Here is a 21,915-nt window from a genome sequence, read left to right on the forward strand (position 1 = left end):
CGGCGAAGTTGCGGGAATACGCCCCTGTCGGCCCCAGTGTCGCCTCAATTCTTTGCCCAAAAAATCAAGTCCTTGCGAGAAAGGCATTGCTGATGTCTGGTGCGGAGGCTGGACCGCTTGACTCGTGCAGCCCATCGGCGGGTCCTATCGCCATGCGTGGGCCAGCGTTGCTACAGCGGTCCGGATCTGCGCTTCGGTCACGCCGGCAAAGCCCAGCAGCAGGCCGGCGCGCGCGCTGGCTGGCAGCACTGCTCCGACGTGGCGCAGCGGGCCCAATTCGACGCCCCGGGCCTCGGCCAGAGCATGCAGGCGCTGCTCCTGTGCCGCGCTGTCCAGCGGTAGCAGCGCGTGCAGGCCTGCATCGACCGGCGCCAGCGGCAATGCGGTGCCGAAGTGCTGCAGCCAGCTGTCGAGCAGGGCATCGCGCCGGCGCTCGGCAGCGCGCCGCACCCGGCGCACATGGCGCAGGAAGTGGCCCTGCTCGATGAAGTCGGCCATCACGCTCTGGTCCGCGATTGGGGCATGCCTGTCCAGCAGCGCGCGCAGCTTGGCCAGATTCGGCGCCCAGGCCGGCGGCGCCACCAGGTAGCCCAGGCGCAGGCCCGGGAACAGCAGCTTGGAGAAGGTACCTACATAGAGCGTGCGGCCGCTGTGATCCAGGCTGGCCAGCGGTGCAAGCGGCACGCCGGCATAGCGGTACTCGCCGTCGTAGTCGTCCTCCAGGATGTAGGCGTCATGGCGTTGTGCCCAGGCCAGCAGGTCCAGACGCCGTTGCAAGCTCATCACCGAGCCGCTGGGAAACTGGTGCGAGGGTGAGACATAGGCAAGCCTGCAAGGTCCCAGCGCCTCCAGCGCGGCGACCTGCAGGCCGTGGGCGTCGACCGGCACTGGCAACACCCGACCCCCTTGCAGGGCCAGCGCCGCAGCGGCGGCGCGGTAGCCAGGCGATTCGATCGCGGCGGGCTCACCCTGCCTCAGCAGGGCCAGCGCGGCCAGCGCAATGGCCTGCTGTGAGCCCGCGGTGATCACCACCTGCTCGCCCGTGCAGCGCAGGCCGCGCGAATGGCTCAGGTAGCGGGCCACCATCTCGCGCAGGCGTGGCAGGCCGGCGGGATCCGAGTAGCCCAGCGACTGCTGGCCTGCCCGGCGCCAAAAGCGCGCCTGCAGCCGGGCCCAGATGTCGGCCGGAAACAGGTCCAGCGCCGGCACGCCATAGCGGAAAGCGTGCGGCGGTCCTTCGATCACGCGGGGCTGGCTGTAGCGCTGCAGATGCTGCCAGAGCGCGGTACTCGGCACGGCCTGCTGCGCAGCGGACCCGGGGGGGTGTTTGATGGCGCCGCCCGGCAGCCCCGTCACATAGCTACCATCGCCGACGCGGGTCTGCAGAAATCCCTCGGCCAGCAGTTGCTCGTAGGCCCGCACCACGGTGTTGCGCGACACCCCGAGCGCGGCCGCCAGCTCGCGCGTGGTGGGTAGGCGCAGCGCGGCTGGTAGCTGACCTTGCAGAATTCGAGTCTTCAACTGCGCATGGATTTGCCGGGCTAGCGGCTGCCCCGGCTGCAGCCGCATGCCAGCTGGATCGAGCGCCAGAATTGGTGCCATGAAAATTCCGGATATTGGATCTTTTATCGTACCAAGCGATGACCTAGAGTGGCCGCCATGTACACACCCAAACACTTTGCACTGAGCGATCTGGATCTAGCGCGCCGGTTGATCGATGAGCGGCCCTTTGCGATGCTGGTCTGCCCCGATGTGCAGGGGCAGAGTTTCGTCACCCATCTGCCGCTGTCCTGGGGTGCTGATGAACATGGCTGGTGGCTGGAGGGCCATATGGCGCGCGCCAACCCGCACTGGGGCTGGTTGGCCGCTCAAAGCCAGGTACTGGCGGTATTCAGTGGGCCGGACGGTTATATCTCGCCCACGCACTACGAATCTCACCTCAATGTGCCGACCTGGAACTACCTGGCCGTGCATGTGCGCGGAGCTTTGCAGACACTGGATGAGACCGTCGCCAAGGACGCGCTGCTCAAGCGTCTGATCGCCCGCCATGAGCCCGGCTATGCCGAGCAGTGGCGCGACTTGCCCGAGGACTATCAGCACAAGCTGCTGGGCGCGATCGTTGGCTTTCGCATCCGGGTCCAGCGCTGGGAGGCCAAGGCCAAGTTGAGCCAGAACCGCTCGACGCTCGAGCGCGAGCGCATCATTGCTCACAGCGAGGCCGGCACGGCCAAGGAGCGCGAACTGGCACAGTGGATGCACCGACTGGGGCTGGGCGCATGAGCCGGCCGGCCTGGACAGTCCGGCCCCTGCAGGCCTCGGATCGTGCCGGCTGGGAGCCGCTGGCACGCGCTTACAAGGCCTTCTACGTGACCGAGCATGACGCCGCGACCTACGAGCGGACCTGGCAACGCCTGCTGGTCGGGCAGGAGGTCCAAGGGCTGGCGGCGGTCGATCCGAACGGCCAGCTAATGGGACTGGCGCACTACCTGTTTCACACCAGCGTCTGGACCGGTTTGAGCTGCTATCTGCAGGATCTTTTCGTCGATCCGGAAATGCGCGGTCGGGGCGTGGCCGCGGCCTTGATTGAGGCGGTGGCCAAGTGCGCCGCCGCGCAGGGTGCAACACGCTACTACTGGCTGACCCAGGCCCACAACGCCAGGGCCCGCGCGCTCTATGACCGCGTAGCCCTGCATCGCGGCTTCTTGCGCTACGACTATCCGCTGGGCTGACTCGATCAGGGCCGCAACTGCTCGGCCAGAAAGCGCTCTAGCTGGTCCAGCATTTCGTTGTGGTTGTCGGCGAGTCGGTAGCCGTGGCCCTCGCCGTACTTGGCCAGCCAGAGTGGCTCATTGCCGGCGCGCCGCAATGCGCTGCGTAGGCTCTCGGCCTGCTCTAGCGGCGTGCGCCGGTCATCGACACCAGCGTAGATCATCACCTTGGATTTGATTCTGTCGGCCAGATGGGCAGGTGATACGGCCTGGAGCGCGGCGCGCTGCTGCTTGGGATCGCCCACCATCTCGACCCAGAACTCGCGCGCCCGCTCGTTGCTGGAGATATCACTCCAGCCCGAGTCCAGCAGGGCCGCCAGATCGCTGAGCGGTAGACCGGCCACGACGCAGCGGTAGCGCTCGGGGGCGCGCGCCGCCGCCATCAGGCTGGCATAGCCGCCGTAGCTGGCGCCCATGATGCACAGGCGCTTCGGGTCGGCGTCGGCGCGCTTGAGCACGGCGGCCAGCACATCGTCCAGATCGTCCTGCATGGCAAGGCCAAACTGGCCGCGCGAGGAACGTAGGAACTGCTTGCCGAAGCCCAAGCTGCCGCGGAAGCTGGGCAGCACGACCAGATACCCCCGCGAGGCCAGCCAGCGGGCCGTGGCCATGTCGCCGTACTCATCGCCCCAGACGGCACCGCGATGCCAGGGGCCGCCATGGACCAGTATCACGACGGGCAAGGCCTGATCGGCCGCTGCCCGGGGCGGCTTCAGCACATAGGCCAGCAGCGCCTGGCCATCCCGGGAGCGTGGCTGCACGACTTCGGTGGCTGGCACGCGCGCCGGGTCCAGCGCGGGGCGGCTGTTCAGCAGCAGGCTCAGCCGGCCTTGGCTGCTGTCCATCAGATACCAGCTCGTCGCCTCGGTGTCCGAGGAGGAGGCCACCAACACGCGCGGGCCGGCGCTGAACTGCAGACGGTTGCTGCGCCCGGGTAGGGCCCCATCGACCAGCGCCTGAAGCGCCCGGCGACGTTCGTCCATCCACAACCGCAGCGGGCGCTCGGCCGATACCTCGAAGCCCAGCAGTTCGTGGCTAGCCTCGTCATGCAGGGTAACGCCGATCGGACCGCCCAGCGCGTCGACGCCCACATCATGGCGCGGATGCTCGACCAGGGTCTCGCCCCATTGCCGGCGCTGCGGGTCGTACTCGCGCACGGCCGTGGTGTCGCGGCCCACATTGCTGGCCACCAGCAGCGTGCCGTCGGCCTCGACGCTCAGGGGCACGTTGACATCGTCGCGCGGGCCGCGAGTCCGCCAAAGCTCGCGCCAGCGCCCGTCGGCGTCGCGGTAGTGGCTGATCTGGTCGGGTGAATCGGTATCGCCGCCCACCGCCGCACGCGGCTGCAACTGTCTGTCCAGCAACCAGTGGTTGATGCGTGGCGGACGCCCCTCAGTCAGCAGACGACGCTTGCCGCTGAGCACATTGAGGCGGTAGAGGTCGATGCTGTGCTCGTCGATATCGTTGCCGGCGACGATCAGCTCCTCGTCGCTACCGGGGACCCGCTGCAGCGGCCACATCTGCACCATGCGGCGCGCACCGCTGTTGGCCCACTCGCCCACGCTCTGGAACAAGCGGCGCTGCTCCTTGCCATCGCGCCCGACCACATACAGGCCGCCGACATGGCTGCGGGTCTTGGCGCTCTGGCCGAGTTGCGTCAACGAGAACACCATGCGCTCGTCGCCCAGCCACATGAGCGTGCCTACATCGGCTCCGGGAACACCGATACGGGCGCTGAAGCGGCGGCTGTCCAGGTCGAGAATGGCCAGATTGCGCCGCCGCTGCTCATCGGGCACCAGCACGGCCAGGTAGCGGCCGCTGGGCGAGAGTTGGGCATCGGCGTAAGTGGGCTGGCCAAACACCTCGTCTCGGCTCAAGGGCTGGGCCCGGGCGGCCGTCAGGGCGAGGCTGACGATGGCCAGGAGCAGGGCTCTGGTCAGAAGCGGCATGGGCGGGCAATCAAAACAAGAAAGCCCGCCGGTGAGGGCGGGCTTTGGCAGAAGGCTAAGCGCTACGTCGGACTTTACATGCCCGCGTAGTTCGGCCCGCCCCCACCTTCGGGGGTGACCCAGACGATATTCTGGGTCGGGTCCTTGATATCGCAGGTCTTGCAGTGCACGCAGTTCTGCGCGTTGATCTGCAAGCGATCCTCCGAGGCATCGGTTTTGACGAACTCGTAGACCCCGGCGGGGCAGTAGCGGCTCTCAGGGCCCGCGAATTTGGCCAGATTGATGGCCACCGGCACCGAGGCGTCTTTGAGCGTCAGGTGCGCCGGCTGGTCTTCCGCATGATTGGTGTTGGAGACAAAGACCGAGGAGAGCCGGTCGAAGGTCAGCTTGCCATCGGGCTTGGGGTAGGCAATCTTGTTCGATTCGGCGGCTGGGCGCAGATAGACATGGTCCGGCAGGGTGCGATGGATGGTCCAGGGTGGGCTCTTGATGCCCAGCTTGGGCAAGAACCACTGCTCGATGCCGGTCATCAGCGCACCGACCGTGTTGCCCTTCTTGAACCACTGCTTGAAGTTGCGTGACTGGCTCAGCTCGGCGTGCAACCAGCTCTGCTCGAAGGCAGCCGGGTAGGCCGCCAGCTCATCGTGCGAGCGGCCGGCGCCCAGGGCCTCAAAGGCGGCTTCGGCCGCCAGCATGCCCGTCTTGATGGCCGCATGGCTGCCCTTGATGCGGGCCGCATTCAGATAGCCGGCGTCGCAGCCTACCAGGGCGCCGCCGGGGAACACAGTCTTGGGCAAACTCAGCAGACCGCCGGCGGTAATTGCACGTGCGCCGTAGCTGATGCGCTTGCCGCCTTCCAGATGGGCGCGGATACTGGGATGGGTTTTCCAGCGCTGCATTTCCTCGAAGGGCGAGAGCCAGGGATTCTTGTAGTCGAGGCCGACGACAAAGCCCAGCGTGATCTTGTTGCCCTCCAGGTGGTAGAGGAAGCCGCCGCCATAGGTCTCGTTGTCCATCGGCCAGCCTGCGGTGTGCACGACCAGGCCGGGCTTGGCCTTGTCGGCGGGCACTTCCCACAGCTCCTTGATGCCTATCGCGTAGCTCTGCGGATCACGGCCGGCGTCGAGCTGGTATTTGGCGATCAGCTGCTTGCCTAGATGGCCGCGCGAGCCCTCGGCAAAGATGGTGTATTTGCCCAGCAGCTCCATGCCCAGCTGGAACTCGCCGGTGGGCTCTCCGTCCTTGCCAACGCCCATATTGCCAGTGGCGATGCCGCGAACCTCGCCCTGCTCGCCGTAGATGATCTCGGCGGCGGTGAAGCCCGGGAAGATCTCAACGCCTAGCGCCTCGGCTTGCTCGCCCAACCATTTGGTGACCGCGCCCAGCGAGATCACATAATTGCCGTGGTTGTGGAAGCACTCGGGAATCAGCCACTGCGGTGTGCTGGTGGCGCCGCCTTCGCTGAGGAACAGCACCTCGTCGCCGGTCACCGCCTGTTTCAGCGGGGCGCCAAGCTCCTGCCAGTTGGGGAACAGCTCGCTGATGGCCCTGGGGTCCATCACTGCGCCGGACAGGATGTGCGCGCCGGGCTCGGAACCCTTCTCCAGCACCACCACGGACAAGTCCTGACCCTTGTCGGCCGCCAGTTGTTTGAGCCGGATCGCGCTGGCCAGACCGGCCGGGCCACCGCCCACCACGACCACGTCGTACTCCATGTTCTCGCGCGGACCGTACTGGGCCACAAGTTCTTCGCTCGTCATGCTTGTCCTTGGTTCTTTTGCTGGAGTCACGCGGGTGGCCGCGCACTGTTCGGGCCGCATTCTACTGGTCTGAATGAAAAATAGAACGATCGTGCTATTTGGAATTCGCCCGAGGCGCATAGCATGGCGCGCAAACGCCGTGTCACAGACCGGCAGCGCCAGGGCTGCGATCATGCACAGTCCGAATCGCTTTCGTTGCTAACATGCCCAGACATTTCGCTGCCCCGTCCCTGTTGACCCTGCTGGCCGCTGCCGGTGCTCAGCCGGCATTGGCCGAGGCCGAGACGCCGACCCTGGTCTATTGCGCTGCGATCGGCGCCCCGGCCGATCGGCTGGCCTGCTACGACAAGCTGGCGGGCCGGGCGCCCGAGCTGCCTGCGTCGCCCGAGGCGGCGCCCACGGCAGTGGCCGCCCCAATGCCATCAAGCTCCGAGCTGGCTCCCAAGGGTGCGCTGAACGCCGTGCAATCGCGCAGTAGCTCCAGCCTGATGTCCAAGTTCTGGGAGCTTGACGCTGAGGACAAGCGCGGCACCTTCAACTTCGTTGGCTACAAGCCCAACTACGTGCTGCCCTTTCACTACACCAGCCGTATCAACCGCCAGCCGCAGTCGCCGACCCAGGCGGTGGTGGCGCAGCCGAACTATCGGCGCGAGGAGGCCAAGTTCCAGCTCTCGCTGCGCACCAAGCTCGCCCAGGACCTGATCTTGCCTGGTGGCGATCTGTGGGTGGCCTTCACCCAGCAGGCGATGTGGCAGATATGGAACGGCAAGGACTCCAAGCCCTTTCGCAACAGCGATTACGAGCCTGAGGTGATTTATGTGCTGCCCACGCCGCAGGCATGGCGGCAGCTGCCCTTTGGCTGGCAATGGCGCTATGCGCAGCTGGGCATCGCCCACCAGTCCAACGGCCAGTCCGACCCGCTGTCGCGCAGTTGGAACCGCGTCAACCTGGGGGCCGGGTTCGAGCGCGGCGACTGGTCGCTGAGCACTCGGCTGACCCAGCGCATCAACGAGCCGCTGGCCACCGACAACAACCCCGACCTGGTCAGCTACCGCGGCCGCGGCGAGCTGCAGCTGAACTGGGCCCATGGCAAGCACACCGCCTCGCTGCTCTATCGCAGCACCCTCAAAGACGTTAAGTACGGCGCGCTGCAGCTGGAATGGACCTACCCGGTCTTTGAAGACCAGCCCAACGGCCTGCGCTGGTATTTGCAGGCCTTCCGTGGCTATGGCGAAACGCTGACCGACTACAACTTTCGCCAGACCAGCATAGGCGCGGGGGTGAGCTTCATGCAGTTCTGATCAGGCCCCGGCCTCAAGTATCTGGCGTTGTCGCCGATAAACCGGAATACCGTGCGAGCGCTTTGCTGGCTTTTTGCCCAAGAGAAATTGATGACTACCGTCCAAGCCCTGGATTTTTCCGATCAGCAACTGCTCACCCTGCTTGAACAGGCCGGCGATGCCGAGCTCGATGCTCTGAACTTTGGTGTCATCGGTTTTGATGCCGAAGGGGTGGTCCGGCGCTACAACGCTTTTGAATCCAAGGCCGCCGGCTTGTCGCCGGAGCGCGTGCTGGGGCATGCGTTGTTCACCGTGGTGGCACCATGCATGAATAATTTCATGGTGGCCCAGCGTTTCGACGACGCGCAGCAGGCGGGCAGTGCGCTGGACGACACGATCGACTATGTGCTTACCTTGCGGATGCGGCCCGTTAAGGTCCGGCTGCGTCTGCTGGCCAGCGCTGGCGCGGCGCGGCGCTATGTCCTGGTCAATCGGGCCCCTTGAGCCCGCCGCACGATGAACCCCTCAGTGACCGAGCAGGAGCACGAGGCGCTGCTGCAGTTTCTCTACATGGCGCCGATAGGTCTGCTGCAACTGCGCCATGACGGCGAGATCCTGCTGATCAATCCGCTGTCCGCACAGCTGCTGATGCCGCTGTCGCGCGACGGCGCGCTGGCCAATCTCTTCACCGCGCTGGCCGATGTGGCTCCAGACCTGCGCCACCGCGTGAACGACTTTCAAGGCTCGCACGGCATGATTGTCGAGGGGCAGCAGCTGCAGGTGACCGCGGTCGGCTCGGGGCATGCCGAACCGCAGCTGCTGTCTCTGAGCCTGCTCAAGCTCGATGACGAGCGTTTGATGGCCGTGCTCAGCGACGTGACGCTGTCCGTCAGGCGCGAGCGAGAGCTGCGCCAGAGCCAGGCCTGGATCAATACCATCGTCAGCGGTATGACCGACTATGCCCTGCTACCACTGGACGAGCAGGGGGCCGTGCAAGCCTGGAACCCCAGCGTCGGACGGGTGACCGGGTTTGCGGCCGAGGCCTCGGTGGGGCGCGGCTATTCGGTCTTCTATCCGCCCGATAGCCTGCCGCCGGCGCGCATGCAGGATCGTCTGCACGAGGCCGACCGCAGCGGCTGGAGTCTGGACGAGGGCTGGCGGCTGCGTGCCGACGGCTCGCGCTTCTGGGGCAGCTGTCTGATCGCCCCGCTGCATGAGAGCGCCGATGACGCCACCGCGCCGCGCGGCTACAGTCTGATCATCCGCGACATCTCCGACCGCCGCGAGGCTCATGAGGCCTTGCGTCGTTCGATTTTCTGCGACCACCTGACCGGACTGGCCAACCGCCGCGCCTTCTTCGAGGCCGCCGAGATCGAGTTGCAACGTTGGGCACAGCAGCCACGCCCCTTGTCTCTGGTGATGATCGATGCCGATCATTTCAAACAGGTCAACGACCTCCATGGCCATGCCACCGGAGACGCGGTGCTGCGCCATCTGGCGCAGGCGCTGGGCGCGTGCTCGCGCTCGCTCGATGTGGTGGCCCGAGTCGGCGGCGAGGAGTTCATCCTGCTGCTGCCGGACACCACGATCGACGGCGCCGAGGCTCTGGCATATCGCTTGTGCCAGAGCATCGCGGAGCGGCCGGTCGAGATTGACGGACACAGCGTCCGCTACACCGTCAGCGCCGGTGTGGTTCAAATGCAGGCCGGCGTGGCCGGTCTGGACGCGCTGATCAAGCGCGCCGACGCCGCGCTCTACCAGGCAAAGGCGCTGGGTCGCAACCGGGTGCAGCGCTGGAAGGGCAGCGCCGCACCCAGCGAGCTGGAGGCAGGCCTATGAAGCCGGAAGCCAGCGCCTACGAGGCCTTGATCCAGTTCCTCTACCAGTCGCCGATCGGCCTGCTGCAGGCGCGGCCGGACGGCGAGATTCTGATGGCCAACCCCATGTCGGCGCAGCTGCTGATGCCGGTGGCGCCCGGCGGCAATCTGCTCAATCTCTTCGAAGCCCTGCAAACCGTGGCTCCCGAGCTGCGGGCGCAGACGGCCGCGCTGGGCGAATCGAACGGTGTGATCTGCGAGGCACTGCGGGTGCCTGTGGCGCACCCACGCAGTATCGTCAAGGCGCTGGACATTCGCCTGCTCAAGCTCGACGCCGACACTCTGATTGCCAGCGTCAGCGATGCGACGTCGGCCGCGCTGGACGAGCAGCAGCGGGTTGCCTCTCAGCTGCGCGACGCCACCCGTACCGACAGCCTGACCCTGATCCCGAACCGCGCTGTGGCGCTCGAGCGCATCGAACAGGCCTTGCTGCATGCGCGTATCGATGAGACTTACCAGTTCGCGCTGCTCTTCATCAATGTCGACCGCTTCAATCGCGTCAATGCCAGCCTGGGCCCTGGCGTCGGCGACGAGCTGCTGCGCCTGATCGCTGTGCGGCTCAGCAGCACGGTGCGGCTGAGCGATGTGGTGGTCAGTGGCATCGCGGTGCCGTCGCACACCCAGACCGCTGCCCGGCTGGGCAGCGATGAGTTCGTCGTCGTGCTCGAAGGCCTGCGCCGCGCCGACGATGTGCACGGCGTCGCACAGCGCCTGCTTGACGCGCTGGCCAAGCCCTATGGCATCGCCCACGAGCAACTGCACTTGAGCGCCAGCATGGGCGTGGTGCTGCGGGCTCAGGCCGAGGGTGATGCCGATGCGGTGCTGCAGGACGCCAGCACCGCGATGCGGGTGGCCAAGCGTGCGGGCGGCGCCCGCTACTGTGTGTTCGAACCGCAGATGAAACAGCGCGCGGCGCGGCGCGGCCAGGTCGAGAGCGATCTGCGCCGTGCGCTGGCGCAGGGGGAGCTGTTTGTGGTCTATCAACCGCTGGTGGATCTGGTCGGCGGGGCTTGCAGCGGAGTTGAGGCGCTTGTGCGCTGGCAGCACCCGACGCGCGGCCTGGTTTCGCCGATCGAGTTCATCGACGTGGCCGAGGAGACCGGCCTGATCGCACCGCTGGGCGCTTTTGTGCTGGATACGGCCTGCCGGCAGTTCGCCACCTGGCAGCGCCAGCTCGGAGATGGCGCGCCGCAGATCCTCTCGGTCAATCTGTCGCGGGCCCAGTTGGCTGATGCCGATTTGCCGGACCTGGTGGCCCGCTCGCTGGCCGACAGCGGCCTGGCGGCGCGGCATCTGCAGTTGGAAATCACCGAGAGCCTGGCCGCGCAGGGCGAGTCGGTGCAGCGCATGCTGCATCGACTCAAAGCCTTGGGCATAGGCCTGGCGCTGGACGACTTCGGCACCGGCTACTCCTCGCTGGCCAGCCTGCACCTGCTGCCGGTCGATGTGGTCAAGATCGACCGTTCCTTCGTCAGCCAGGCCGAGACCAGCGCCCACCACCGGGTGCTGATCGAAGCGACCGTGCGTGTGGCGCGCAGCCTGGGCATGCGTACGGTGGCCGAGGGTGTCGAGACCACCGGGCAGGCGGACATCCTGGCGGTGCTGGAGTGTGACAAGGGCCAGGGCTATCTCTATGCCCGACCACTGCCGGCCGAGCAGGCTCACGACTGGATCATCGAGCACCTGCGCTGACAGATCGTCGCCGAGTCCAGGCATGGCCGGCGCGCATGCTATCGTTTCCTCCAGCAGTTTTCCGAGGACGAGACCATGAGCTACAGCATTGACTTATCGGGCCGCGTGGCCCTGGTGACCGGCGCCTCCAGCGGCCTGGGAGCGCAGTTCGCCAAGACCCTGGCCAAGGCCGGTGCCGGGGTGGTGCTGGCCGGTCGGCGCCTGGACCGGCTCAAGGCCTTGCGCGCCGAGATCGAGGCGGCCGGCGGCGACGCCCATGTCGTGACCTTGGACGTCACCGATCTGGACAGCATCAAGTCGGCGGTCGCCCATGCCGAGACCGAGGTCGGCACGCTGGACATCCTGGTCAACAACTCTGGCGTCAGCACGACGCAGAAGCTGGTTGACGTCAGCACCGATGACTACGACTTCGTAATGGACACCAATGTGCGCGGCGCCTTCTTCGTCGCGCAGGAGGTCGGCAAGCGCATGCTGGCGCGGGCCCGCGGCTCGGCACCAGGCACCTTCATCGGCGGGCGCATCGTCAATATCGCGTCGATGGCCGGCCTGCGGGTGCTCAGCCAGATTGGCGTCTACTCGATGAGCAAGGCCGCCGTGATCCACATGACCAAGGCGATGGCGCTGGAGTGGGGCAAGTACGGCATCAATGTCAACGCGATCTGCCCCGGCTATATCGATACCGAGATCAACCACCACCACTGGACCACCGACGGCGGCAAGAAGCTGATCGACCTGCTGCCGCGCAAGCGCGTCGGCCATCCGCAGGACCTCGACACCTCGCTGCTGATGCTGTGCGCCAACGAGAGCCATTTCATCAACGGCGCCGTGATCCAGGCCGACGATGGTTTCGGAGTCTGAACGCATGTCGACGCTGCGTGACCTGACCCCCCTGGAGGCCCGTGTGCTGGCCGTGCTGGTCGAGAAGGAGCACACGGTGCCGGACAGCTATCCTCTCTCCGTCAACGCGCTGACCCTGGGCTGCAACCAGAAGACCGCGCGCGACCCGGTGATGAATGCCTCCGAGTCCGAGGTGCTGCAGGCGCTCGATGAACTCAAGGCCATGCACCTGATCAACACCGTCAGCGGCAGCCGTGTCGTGCGCTTCGAGCACAACGCCGCCCGCGTGCTGGGCGTGCCCGGTGCGGCGCTGGCCATTCTGACCCTGTTGATGCTGCGCGGCCCGCTGACCGCCGCCGAGCTGCGCCTGTACACCGAGCGGCTGCACCGTTTCGCCGACATTTCCTCGGTCGAGGGCTTTCTCGATGAACTGGCCACGCGGGAGCCGCCCTATGTGATCAAGCTCGCCCGCGCGCCGGGCGCGCGCGAGTCGCGCTGGGCCCATTTGCTGAGCGGGCCGGTGGCGCAGGACGCCTACAGTGGCGGCGCTGCACCGGCGCTGCCGCGCGAGCAGGAGATCGAGGCCCTTCGCGCCGAGCAGCAACGACTGCGGGCCGAGGTCGAGGCCTTGACGGCCCTGGTCCACCGTATGGCTGCCGAGCTGGGCATCGCGGCTTGAGGCCGTCTGTTCATTTCACATAGCTCAGCGGCAGCGCCGTCGTCAGCTTCAGCTCCTCCATCGCGAAGCTGGAGCTGACGTCGTGCAGCTCGGTGCCGGCGATCAGGCGCTTGTAGACCGCGTCGTAGGCCGCGATATCGGGTACGACCACGCGCAGCAGATAGTCGACATCGCCGCTCATTCGGTAGAACTCGACCACCTCGGGAATCGCCTGGATGGTGGCGCGAAAGCGCTCGAACCACTCCTGGCTGTGGATGCTGGTGCGCACCGAGACAAACACCGTGACGCCCACATTGATCTTGCGCGCGTCCAGCAGGGCCACCTGGCGGGTGATCACGCCAGCTTCCTTCAGGCGCTGGATGCGCCGCCAGCAGGGCGTGGTCGACAGGCCCACCTGGGCCGCGATCTGCGCCACCTGCTGCTCGGCGTCCTGCTGCAGCAGTTCAAGAATTTTCAGATCTAGAGAATCCAGTTTCATAATCGTTCACTTTTGAGAAATTGGATTTCATAACAAGGCTGAAAGACGGTCAACAACGAACGTTGTTTCCGGCCCCGGCCGCGCACAATTCCGGCCATCAGGAACCTAGCAGCGCGCCCGCGCCAGAGCCATGGAAATCTATCTCGATGCCAACGCCACCACGCCGGTGCTGCCCCTGGCCCGCGACGCCGCGCTGGCGGCGATGGCCGATGACTTCGGCAACCCCAGCAGCACCCACAGCACCGGCCTGAAGGCCCGGGCGCTGATGGACGCGGTGCGCGCGCGGGCGCGGCGGGTGCTGGGTGCGCCCAGCGGCCAGCTACTCTTCGTCAGCGGCGCGACCGAGGGCATACAGACGGCGGTGCTGTCGGCGCTGAATGCCTTGCGGGCTCGGCGCGATGCCGGACAGTTCGTCCCCGATCTGCTGCTGTATGGCGCCACCGAGCACAAGGCCGTGCCCGAGGCGCTGAAACACTGGAACGCGCTGCTGGGCCTGAACTTTGTCGTCCAGGCGATTCCGGTCGGCCGCGACGGCCGCCACGACCTGGACTGGCTGCGCGCCCAGGCGCCGCGTGCCGGCCTGGTCTGCACCATGGCCGCCAATAACGAGACCGGCGTGATCACCGATCTGGACGGCATCGCAGTCGCGCTGGCCGACAGCCCGGCGCTGTGGCTGGTGGACAGCGTGCAGGCCCTGGGCAAGCTGGACCTGAATCTTGCCGGGCGGCGGATCGACTATGCACCGTTCTCGGGCCACAAGCTCTATGCGCCCAAGGGCATCGGCCTGCTCTATGTGCGCGAGGGCGCGCCGCTGACGCCCCTGATGGCCGGTGGCGGCCAGGAGGGCGCACAGCGCGCGGGCACCGAGAATATGTCGGGCATCGCCGCGCTGGGCGCCGTATTGGCAGCGCTGGACGAGGGCAGTGTTTTCAAGAACCACGCCGCGCTGGCCGGCTACCGCGAGCGCCTTGCCCATGCGCTGCAAGAGGCCTTCCCCGGCCTGGTCTTCAATGCACCGCCGGCGCTGTGCCTGCCGACCACGCTGAACTTTGCGGTGCCGGGCCAGAGCGCCAAGCTGCTGCTGGATCTGTTCGATGCCGCCGAGATCCGTGTCAGCGGCGGCTCGGCCTGCGGCGCCGCGAATGCCCAGCCCAGCTATGTGCTGGAGTCCATGGGCCTGCCTCACTGGCAGGCGGCGTCGGCGGTGCGTCTGTCCTTCGGCCCGGCCACCGAACCCGGGTTTATCGATCAGGCCTGCGAGCGCATCCGCGCTTGCGGCGATTCGCTGCGCCAATGCGGCGCCGGCCTGCGTCCGCCGCAGGCCGCGCTGTCCTTGGACAGCGGCGAGGCGGATCCGCGCTCGGAGCTGGACGCGGCCGCCGTGCGGCGATTGCTGCAGGAACAGCCCGGCCTGCTGCTGGTCGATGTGCGCGAGCCCTATGAGCAGCGCTTGGGCCTGAGTCTTGATCTCGGCACGCCCTTGCGCTGCCAGGCCGTGCCGTTGTCGACACTGCCCGAGGCGCTGCCCGGCTGGTTAGCCCTGCCGGCCGAGACGCCGCTGCTGTTCTTCTGCCGCAGCGGCAAGCGCAGCGCCCAGGCTGTCCGGGCGCTGCGGCGGCTGGGCCGCGACCAGGCCTGGAGCCTGGCCGGCGGCCTGGCGCTGTGGCCCGCTCAGCGGAAGCTGTAGTTCAGGCTCGCAAACCAGGTCCGGCCGCGCGGGTCGGTGTAGGTCGGGTCATAGGTGGACAGGAAGTAGTAGGACTGGTTGCTGAACGGCGGGTCGGTGTTCAGCAGGTTCAGCAGGCCGGCGCGCAGCTTCAGGTCCTTGCTGATCGCGTAGCTACCGCTCAGGTCCCACAGCGCATAGGCCTTGACCTTGCGCGGCTGGGTGTCCGGCAGGTAGCTGTCGTCGGTATGGGCCGAGAAGTAGCTGTTGCCCAGGGTCAGGCTGGCGGGGCCGAAGTCCCAGTCCAGCGACAGGCGATGGCGCCAACGCTGGATGGTCTGGTCCTGCAGAAAGCGGCCGGCGTTCTCGATGAAGGGCTCGGTCTTGCCGAACTGGCGCTTGTACTCGATCACATAGGTGCCGCTGAAGTTCACGCCGAAGCGCCCGGCTGCCGTGCTGGCCGAGCGCCAGCGGCCCTCGAAGTCCAGACCCGAGGTCTTCAGGCCGCCCTGGTTCTCCTTGCGCAGGATCAGGGTCGGGAAGTCGTCGATCGGATCGCGCTTGATGTAGGCGGCGTAGCGATCCGGGTTCTCCAGGATGATCTTGCCGGACAGGTCGCTGATCACATCGGTCTTCTTGATATGCCAGTAGTCGACGCTGACGCTGGTGTCGCGCAGCGGCTCGAATACCAGGCCCAGCGAGAACTGCTTGCTCTTCTCGGGCTTCAGATCGGGGTTGGCGACCTTCTCGGTGGGGTATTGCTCGAAGGAGTCGAAGACGCCGTCGTACAGGAAGGCGGCGCTGGTGCCATAGGAGGTCGGGCGGTAGAGCTCGCTGAAACTCGGCGCGCGAAAGCCCGTGCCGGCCGAGGCGCGCACCAGCACTTGCTTGTTGGGCTGCCAGCGCAGGCCCAGCTTGGGGTTCACCGAGCTGCCGACGCGCTGGTAGTGGTCGGCGCGCAGCGCGGCCTGGATCTCCAGGGTCTTGCTGTAAGGGGCGCTGATCTCGGCATAGGCCGAGCTGATGTTGCGGCCGTTACTGGTGGCGACGATGGCCGGGCTGGTGCCGCTGCCGTCGCGGTCGCCGCCGATATTGTTGCTAACCAGCAGGGCCGAAGGCGTGAACTTCTGGGTCTCGCGGCGCAGCTCGGCGCCGAAGGCCACTCCGATATCGCCGCCGTCGAGCTGGCCGAGGGTGCCGGTGATCTTGGCGTCCAGGCCCGAGGTCGTGCCCTCGCTGCGGCGTGCCGCATCGTCGATGCGCAGCGATTGGATCAGTGCCTGGCTGGCGGCCGGGCTGAGACCGAAGGGGTTGATCTGGCCGCCGCGCACGGCTGTCACCAGCTCGTTGAACTTGAAGTAGCCGTTGACATAGCGGTCCTCGACTTTGTTGAGTGCGTGACTGGCGCCGACCGTGTAGTCCCAGCTGCCGAAGGTGCCGGTAGTGCCGACGACGACGCGATTGGCTTCGCTGGTCACCTCGCTGCTGCGGTTGCCCAGCTCGGTGGCACGAAAACGCACTTCGAAGCTGCTCGGGTGGTTGACCGGATTGGGCAGGAAGGCGTTGACCGCGCTCCAGTTGATGCCGGTCAGTGTGGTCGGGTTGGGCGATAGTACATATAGCGTCTCGGCCCGCGCCAGCATCAGCTCGGCAAAGACCTGCTGGCCGCCGCCCAGATCGGCGATGCCGCGGCTGAGGAAGGCGATCTTGTCGGACTTGGGATAGATCTCGGTATCGGCCATGTAGTCATAGCCGCAGGCCTGGGTGCCAACCAGCTCGGTGTAGACCGAGGCGGGCGGGTTGCAGCCCGGTGCGAACAGATTGAGCGTGCGCTGGTTGTAGGGCTGGCCGTTGAAGCGGTAGCCGGCGGCATTGATCGCGGCCAGCTGGGCGTTGCGAGTGGCGGCTGTGCCCGACAGTCGGATATTGCCGGGGAAGGGGCGGCTCGACAGGTAGTAGGGCACGGTCTCGGCCAGCGGACGGTCCTGGATGAAGTCGCGCTGAGTGCTGCGCAGCGCGTCCAGCTTCTGGATGTCCAGCGTCGCGAAGACATTGAAACGGTCGCGATTGAGGTCGCCGACGCCACCGCTCAAGGTCACGGTGCGCTTGCCGGCGCCGCCATCCTGCGTATCGGCCACATAGGCGCTGATATCGACGCCGCGATAGTCCTGGCGGGTGATGAAGTTGATCACGCCGCCGATCGCGTCGGTGCCGTAGATGGCCGAGGCGCCGTCCTTCAGAATCTCGACGCGCTGGATTGCGCCGGCCGGGATGCTGTTGAGGTCGACGCCGGCGCTGTCGCCGGGCGAGGCGAAGTTGGCGAGGCGGCGGCCGTTCAGCAGCACCAGGGTGCTGGAGACGCCGATGCCGCGCAGATTGGCACCGTTGAAGCCGCGCTGGCCGCCGGTGTTGTCGGTGATGGAGGCGCCGTCGCCGAGATTGGCGGCGCTGGCGCTGATGTTCTTCAGCAGCTCCGCGGCAGTGGTGACGCCGCTCTTGTCGATGTCGTCACGTTTGATGGTCTGCACCGGCAGCGCGGTCTCGCCGTCGATGCGCTTGATGCTGGAGCCGGTGATCTCGACGCGCTCGAGCTTGGCGTCCTGTGCCAGCGCGGCGCTGCTGAGCAGCAGCAGGCTGGCCTGGGCTAGCAGATGAAGTTGGGGGCGGCGGAAGCGGGGCATGGACATGGAAAGCCTCTTTGGCGAACGGTGGAGGGAGCGGGCCGGGGACTGCAGGCCTTGAGGCGACTCTAGAAGTCAGCCGCAAGTCGCGGGGATGGGGTTTTGGCGTGGCGGTCGCTTGTGCGCAAGTCCTCGTCGCTTGCGTGCAAGCCCTTGTTGCGCCGTCGCCCCCGGCCTGCCGCGCTCTTGCGTGAATGCGACATGCAGTTGCGGCCTCGGCGCAGCGGGGCCGTTTCCAGGGCCTTTCCCGCTGGCCGGGTGTGGCGGCGGCTGACAAGATGGCAGCCATCGATCACAAGACCCCACTCGCCATGCTCCCCTTGAGACAGTCACTGCTGGCCCTGTTTTCTGCGGCCTTGCTGCAGGCCGGCCCTGCCGGCGCCCAGACCGCTATCGCCATCGGCGGCGCGCTGAAGTTCGACAATGACGCGGTCTGGAAGCGCATCGTCGACGAGGCCGGCGGCCCCGGTGCGCGCTTCGCGGTGTTCGCCACCGCCGCCGGCAACCCGGAGCGCAGCGCCCGCCAGATCATCGAGGCGCTGAACCGCAACGGCGCGCAGGCCGAGCACATCCCGGTCGCCCCGCGCCTGAAGGGCGAGGACCTGCAGGCCCGCCTGCATGACCCGGCGCTGATCGCCCGGGTGCGCGAGTCGCGCGGTGTCTACTTCTCCGGCGGTGCCCAGGAGCTGATCGTCGACACCTTGCAGCCCGGTGGCCGACCCACCGAGATGCTCAAGGCCATCTGGTCCGTGTTCGAGCGTGGCGGCGTCGTGGCTGGCAGCAGCGCCGGCGCGGCCATCATGAGCCGCACAATGTTCCGCGATGCCCAGGACGCGCTCAAGGTGCTCAAGGGCCAACTGCGCGAGGGCATCGAGACCGACCGGGGCCTGGGCTTTGTCGGCCCGGATCTCTTCATCGACCAGCATTTCCTCAAGCGCGGCCGCTTCGGCCGCATGCTGCCGCTGATGCAGGCCCAGGGCTACCGGCTGGGCCTGGGGGTCGAGGAGAACAGCGCCGCCATCATCCGTGGCGGCGAGATCGAGGTGATAGGCGCCAAGGGCGCGCTGCTGGTGGACCTGGGCCAGGCCACGCATGACGCCAAGCTCGCGGCCTTCAATGTGCGCGGAGCCAGCCTGAGCTATCTGGACCGCGGGGATCGCCACTCGCTGAAGAGCGGCCTCACCACGCCCTCGCCGCACAAGAGCAAGGACCTCTTCATCGACCCGCACGCTGCCGGCTTCAAGCCCTATTTCAAGAGCGTGCCTTTCTATCCCGACATGCTGGGCGACACCACCATCGTCAATGCAATGGGCCAGCTGCTGGACAGCCCGGCGAGCGAGGCCCGAGGCTTGGCCTTCAGCGGCCAGCCGCTGGCCGACGATGCAAAGCCCGACCTTGCCTTTGAGTTCCGGCTCTACAAGGGTCCCGACACCCGCGGCTGGTTCACCGGTGCCTTTGGCGGCGAGGACTACACCGTGGTCCGCATGCAGCTGGATGTGCAGCCGGTGCAGATCAGGCGCCCCTTGTACCTGCCGATCAACGCGGCGCAGCCCAAGCCCTGACTGCCTGAGGAGTTTCCCATGTTGCATGGATACGGCGCCAGCCTCGCCGAGGGCGCCCTGATGACGCTCGTGCTCGCGCTGGCTTCGCTGGGCATCGCCCTGGCCCTGGGCCTGCTGGGCGCACTGGCCAAGCTCTCGCGCAGCCGGCTGCTGCGCGGCCTGGCCCAGAGCTACACGACGACGATACGGGCGGTGCCCGATCTTGTGCTGATGCTGCTGGTCTTCTTCGGCGGCCAGGCCCTGATCAACGAGATCGCGCTGCGCCTGGGCCATCAGGACTACATCGACATCAATCCCTTCGCTGCCGGCGTGGCCACCATCGGCTTTATCTTCGGCGCCTACCTGACCGAGACTTTCCGCGGCGCTTTCATGGCCGTGCCGCCGGGCCAGCGCGAGGCGGCCCAGGCCTTCGGCATGGGCGCCTGGCGGGTGTTCTCGCGCATCGTCGCGCCGCAGATGCTGCGTCACGCGCTGCCGGCGCTGGCCAACAACTGGCTGGTGCTGCTCAAGAGCACGGCCATCGTCTCAGTGATCGGCCTGACCGATCTGATGCACCGCGCCGGTCTCGCAGCCGGGGCCACCCGCGAGCCCTTTCTGTTCTACGGCACGGCGGCCCTGGTCTATCTGGCTTTCACCAGTGTGTCGGAGCTGGGTTTTGCGCGCCTGTCGCGGCGCCTGGCCATCGGTGTGAAGGGGAGTCGGCTATGAACTGGGACCTGGTTGCCGAGGCGTTGCCGCTGTATTTGCAGGGCGCCGTCACGACCTTCGAGTTGCTGCTGCTGGCCCTGCTGCTGGGGCTGGTCTGCGCCGTGCCGCTGGCGGTGCTGCGGGCCTTGCCCTCGCCGTGGCTGAGCCGGCCGGTGTTTGCCTTCACCTACTGCATCCGCGGCACGCCGCTGCTGGTGCAGCTCTTCTTGCTGTACTACGGCCTGGCCCAGTTCGAGTCGGTGCGCGAAAGCGTGGCCTGGCCCTGGCTCAGCTCGGCCTGGTTCTGCGCGGTGGCGGCGTTCGCAATCAACACTTGCGCCTACACGACCGAGATCATCGCCGGTGCGATCCGTGCCTTGCCGGCCGGCGAGATCGAGGCGGCCTATGCGATGGGCCTGAGCCGGACCCAGATGCTGTGCCGCGTGGCCCTTCCCAGCGCGCTACGCCGCGCGCTGCCGGCCTATGGCAATGAGATCGTGATGATGCTGCACGGCACCTCGCTGGCCAGCATCGTCACACTCGCCGACCTGACCGGTGTGGCGCGCCAGTTCAACGCCACCCACTACCTGCCGTTCGAGGCCTATTTGACGGCCGGCGCCTTCTATCTGCTGATCACACTGGTCCTGGTTGGCCTGCTTCGCGCTGCCGAGCAGCGCTGGCTGCGGCCGATGCTGGCGCGCTGAGCCCGAACCCCATGCGAACCCTTCTTCATCCGATCGAGCTGGGCACGCCCGGCACCCGGCGCGAGCTGCTAAGCCTGCATTACGGGCCCGATCAAGAGAGTAGCGGCCGCAAGGCCGTGTTGCAGGCCTCGTTGCATGCCGACGAGGTACCCGGCATGCTGGTGGCTCATCATCTGCGCCACACGCTGCAGCAACTTGAGGAGGCCGGCGCGCTGCGCGGCGAGATCGTGCTGCTGCCGGCAGCAAACCCGATCGGCTTGTCGCAATGGCAGCAACTGGCCCACCAGGGCCGCTTTGAGTCCAACTCGGGCGAGAACTTCAACCGCCACTATGCCGACCTGAGCCGCCAGGCCGCCGAACGCGCCGCGCCGCAGCTATCGCAAGACCCGACCCTCAATACTGCCGTGCTGCGCCAGGCCTTGCGCGAGAGCCTGGCGGCGCTGCCGGTCAGCAGCGAGCTGCAAAGCCTACGCAAGATCCTGCTGGGCCTGGCGATCGATGCCGATGTGGTGCTGGACCTGCATTGCGACTGCGAGGCCGTGCTGCATCTGTACAGCGCCACGCCGCTGTGGCCGCAGGCCGAGCGCCTGGCCCGCCATCTTGGCGTGAGCTTGAGCCTGCTGGCCAATGAGTCCGGCGATGCGCCCTTCGATGAGGCCTGCTCCCAGGTCTGGTGGCGGCTCGGCCAGATCTACGCCGGCCGCCATCCGGTGCCGCAGGCCTGCTTCGCGGCCACCATCGAGCATCGCGGCTACAGCGATGTCGGCCATGGCCTGGCGGTCCAGGATGCGAGGGCCATCCTGGCCTTTCTGAGCGAGCGGGGCTTCATCGATCAGCCGGTCAGCGAGCCGCCGCCGCTGCGTCGGGCCGCCCGGCCGCTGGAGGGCTCGATGCCCTTGCACGCGCCGCATGCCGGCATCCTGGTGTTTGCGCGTGCGCCCGGTGACGAGGTCAGGGCAGGGGAGCTGATCGTCGAGCTGATCGACCCGCTCAGTGGCGCAATCACGCCGCTGCTGAGCCCAGTCGACGGTCTGCTCTACGCCCGCGAACACCGCCGCTACGCCCATGCCGGCCTGCGCCTGGCCAAGATCGCCGGCGAGCAGGCACTGCGCAGCGGCAAACTCCTGAGTGCCTGAAGAAAAAGAAACCATCATGGACAGTCTTGTTGTTGAAAACCTGCACAAACGCTATGGCGAACGCGAGGTGCTCAAGGGCGTCTCGCTGTCCGCGCGCACCGGCGATGTGATCACCTTGATCGGCTCCAGCGGCTCCGGCAAGAGCACCTTCTTGCGCTG

General features: G+C 66.9%; 19 protein-coding genes. 14 read left to right on the forward strand and 5 right to left on the reverse strand.

The features are described from left to right. Positions 1–144: 144 nt before the first annotated feature. Positions 145–1,602: a PLP-dependent aminotransferase family protein gene (locus tag OOZ63_RS24930; protein ID WP_266008360.1), complete on the reverse strand. Its 1,458-nt coding sequence runs from the start codon at positions 1,600–1,602 to the stop codon at positions 145–147. 57 nt (positions 1,603–1,659) lie between these two features. On the opposite strand from OOZ63_RS24930, the gene OOZ63_RS24935 reads away from it, so the two are divergent. After that, complete coding sequence (locus OOZ63_RS24935; protein ID WP_266008361.1) at positions 1,660–2,280, forward strand: FMN-binding negative transcriptional regulator; 621 nt, start codon at positions 1,660–1,662, stop codon at positions 2,278–2,280. Continuing rightward, positions 2,277–2,729, forward strand: coding sequence for a GNAT family N-acetyltransferase (locus OOZ63_RS24940; RefSeq protein ID WP_266008362.1), 453 nt, complete (start codon positions 2,277–2,279; stop codon positions 2,727–2,729). The genes OOZ63_RS24935 and OOZ63_RS24940 overlap by 4 nt, the downstream gene beginning before the upstream one ends. A 5-nt stretch (positions 2,730–2,734) precedes the next feature. On the opposite strand, the gene OOZ63_RS24945 is transcribed toward OOZ63_RS24940, so the two are convergent. Then, positions 2,735–4,717: an alpha/beta hydrolase family protein gene (locus OOZ63_RS24945; protein WP_266008363.1), complete on the reverse strand. Its 1,983-nt coding sequence runs from the start codon at positions 4,715–4,717 to the stop codon at positions 2,735–2,737. 74 nt (positions 4,718–4,791) lie between these two features. Further along, positions 4,792–6,477, reverse strand: coding sequence for an electron transfer flavoprotein-ubiquinone oxidoreductase (locus OOZ63_RS24950; protein WP_266008364.1), 1,686 nt, complete (start codon positions 6,475–6,477; stop codon positions 4,792–4,794). 203 nt (positions 6,478–6,680) lie between these two features. Here OOZ63_RS24950 and OOZ63_RS24955 point away from each other — a divergent pair, with 203 nt between their 5' ends. The 6 genes from OOZ63_RS24955 to OOZ63_RS24980 all read left to right on the forward strand — a co-directional run bounded on the left by OOZ63_RS24955 (position 6,681) and on the right by OOZ63_RS24980 (position 12,842). Beyond that, on the forward strand, positions 6,681–7,778 hold the full coding sequence (locus tag OOZ63_RS24955) for a phospholipase A (RefSeq protein ID WP_266008365.1): 1,098 nt from the start codon (positions 6,681–6,683) through the stop codon (positions 7,776–7,778). Positions 7,779–7,805: 27 nt separating this feature from the next. After that, complete coding sequence (locus OOZ63_RS24960; RefSeq protein WP_266008366.1) at positions 7,806–8,261, forward strand: PAS domain-containing protein; 456 nt, start codon at positions 7,806–7,808, stop codon at positions 8,259–8,261. A gap of 12 nt (positions 8,262–8,273) precedes the next feature. Then, positions 8,274–9,596: a sensor domain-containing diguanylate cyclase gene (locus tag OOZ63_RS24965; protein ID WP_266008367.1), complete on the forward strand. Its 1,323-nt coding sequence runs from the start codon at positions 8,274–8,276 to the stop codon at positions 9,594–9,596. Beyond that, positions 9,593–11,326: a putative bifunctional diguanylate cyclase/phosphodiesterase gene (locus tag OOZ63_RS24970; protein WP_266008368.1), complete on the forward strand. Its 1,734-nt coding sequence runs from the start codon at positions 9,593–9,595 to the stop codon at positions 11,324–11,326. Before OOZ63_RS24965 ends, OOZ63_RS24970 begins: the two co-directional genes overlap by 4 nt. A 75-nt stretch (positions 11,327–11,401) precedes the next feature. Beyond that, the gene (locus OOZ63_RS24975; protein WP_266008369.1) at positions 11,402–12,184 is read left to right on the forward strand and encodes an SDR family oxidoreductase; all 783 of its coding nucleotides are present in this window, start codon (positions 11,402–11,404) and stop codon (positions 12,182–12,184) included. A gap of 4 nt (positions 12,185–12,188) precedes the next feature. Continuing rightward, a complete protein-coding gene (locus OOZ63_RS24980) occupies positions 12,189–12,842 on the forward strand; it encodes a YceH family protein (RefSeq protein ID WP_266008370.1) in 654 nt (217 codons plus the stop codon). A gap of 10 nt (positions 12,843–12,852) precedes the next feature. Here OOZ63_RS24980 and OOZ63_RS24985 read toward each other — a convergent pair whose 3' ends face one another. Further along, positions 12,853–13,320: an Lrp/AsnC family transcriptional regulator gene (locus OOZ63_RS24985; protein ID WP_137941954.1), complete on the reverse strand. Its 468-nt coding sequence runs from the start codon at positions 13,318–13,320 to the stop codon at positions 12,853–12,855. A gap of 130 nt (positions 13,321–13,450) precedes the next feature. Here OOZ63_RS24985 and OOZ63_RS24990 point away from each other — a divergent pair, with 130 nt between their 5' ends. After that, on the forward strand, positions 13,451–15,007 hold the full coding sequence (locus OOZ63_RS24990) for an aminotransferase class V-fold PLP-dependent enzyme (RefSeq protein WP_266008371.1): 1,557 nt from the start codon (positions 13,451–13,453) through the stop codon (positions 15,005–15,007). On the opposite strand, the gene OOZ63_RS24995 is transcribed toward OOZ63_RS24990, so the two are convergent. Further along, positions 14,992–17,673 (reverse strand): TonB-dependent receptor, encoded by a 2,682-nt coding sequence (locus tag OOZ63_RS24995; RefSeq protein ID WP_266008372.1) that lies wholly within the window; start codon positions 17,671–17,673, stop codon positions 14,992–14,994. The genes OOZ63_RS24990 and OOZ63_RS24995 overlap by 16 nt on opposite strands. Before the next feature lie 305 nt (positions 17,674–17,978). On the opposite strand from OOZ63_RS24995, the gene OOZ63_RS25000 reads away from it, so the two are divergent. From OOZ63_RS25000 to OOZ63_RS25020, 5 genes are all read left to right on the forward strand, one after another. Next, on the forward strand, positions 17,979–19,229 hold the full coding sequence (locus tag OOZ63_RS25000; RefSeq protein ID WP_266008373.1) for a cyanophycinase: 1,251 nt from the start codon (positions 17,979–17,981) through the stop codon (positions 19,227–19,229). A gap of 18 nt (positions 19,230–19,247) precedes the next feature. Then, complete coding sequence (locus tag OOZ63_RS25005; RefSeq protein ID WP_266008374.1) at positions 19,248–19,937, forward strand: ABC transporter permease; 690 nt, start codon at positions 19,248–19,250, stop codon at positions 19,935–19,937. Next, a complete protein-coding gene (locus OOZ63_RS25010) occupies positions 19,934–20,620 on the forward strand; it encodes an ABC transporter permease (protein ID WP_266008375.1) in 687 nt (228 codons plus the stop codon). Before OOZ63_RS25005 ends, OOZ63_RS25010 begins: the two co-directional genes overlap by 4 nt. Positions 20,621–20,631: 11 nt before the next feature. Continuing rightward, a complete protein-coding gene (locus OOZ63_RS25015) occupies positions 20,632–21,756 on the forward strand; it encodes a succinylglutamate desuccinylase/aspartoacylase family protein (RefSeq protein WP_266008376.1) in 1,125 nt (374 codons plus the stop codon). A gap of 16 nt (positions 21,757–21,772) precedes the next feature. Next, positions 21,773–21,915 (forward strand): ATP-binding cassette domain-containing protein (locus OOZ63_RS25020; RefSeq protein ID WP_266008378.1); only part of this gene is annotated, 143 nt, incomplete at its 3' end.

This window comes from Paucibacter sp. PLA-PC-4, assembly GCF_026241155.1.
In the GTDB taxonomy this organism is placed as follows: Bacteria; Pseudomonadota; Gammaproteobacteria; order Burkholderiales; family Burkholderiaceae_C; genus Roseateles_E.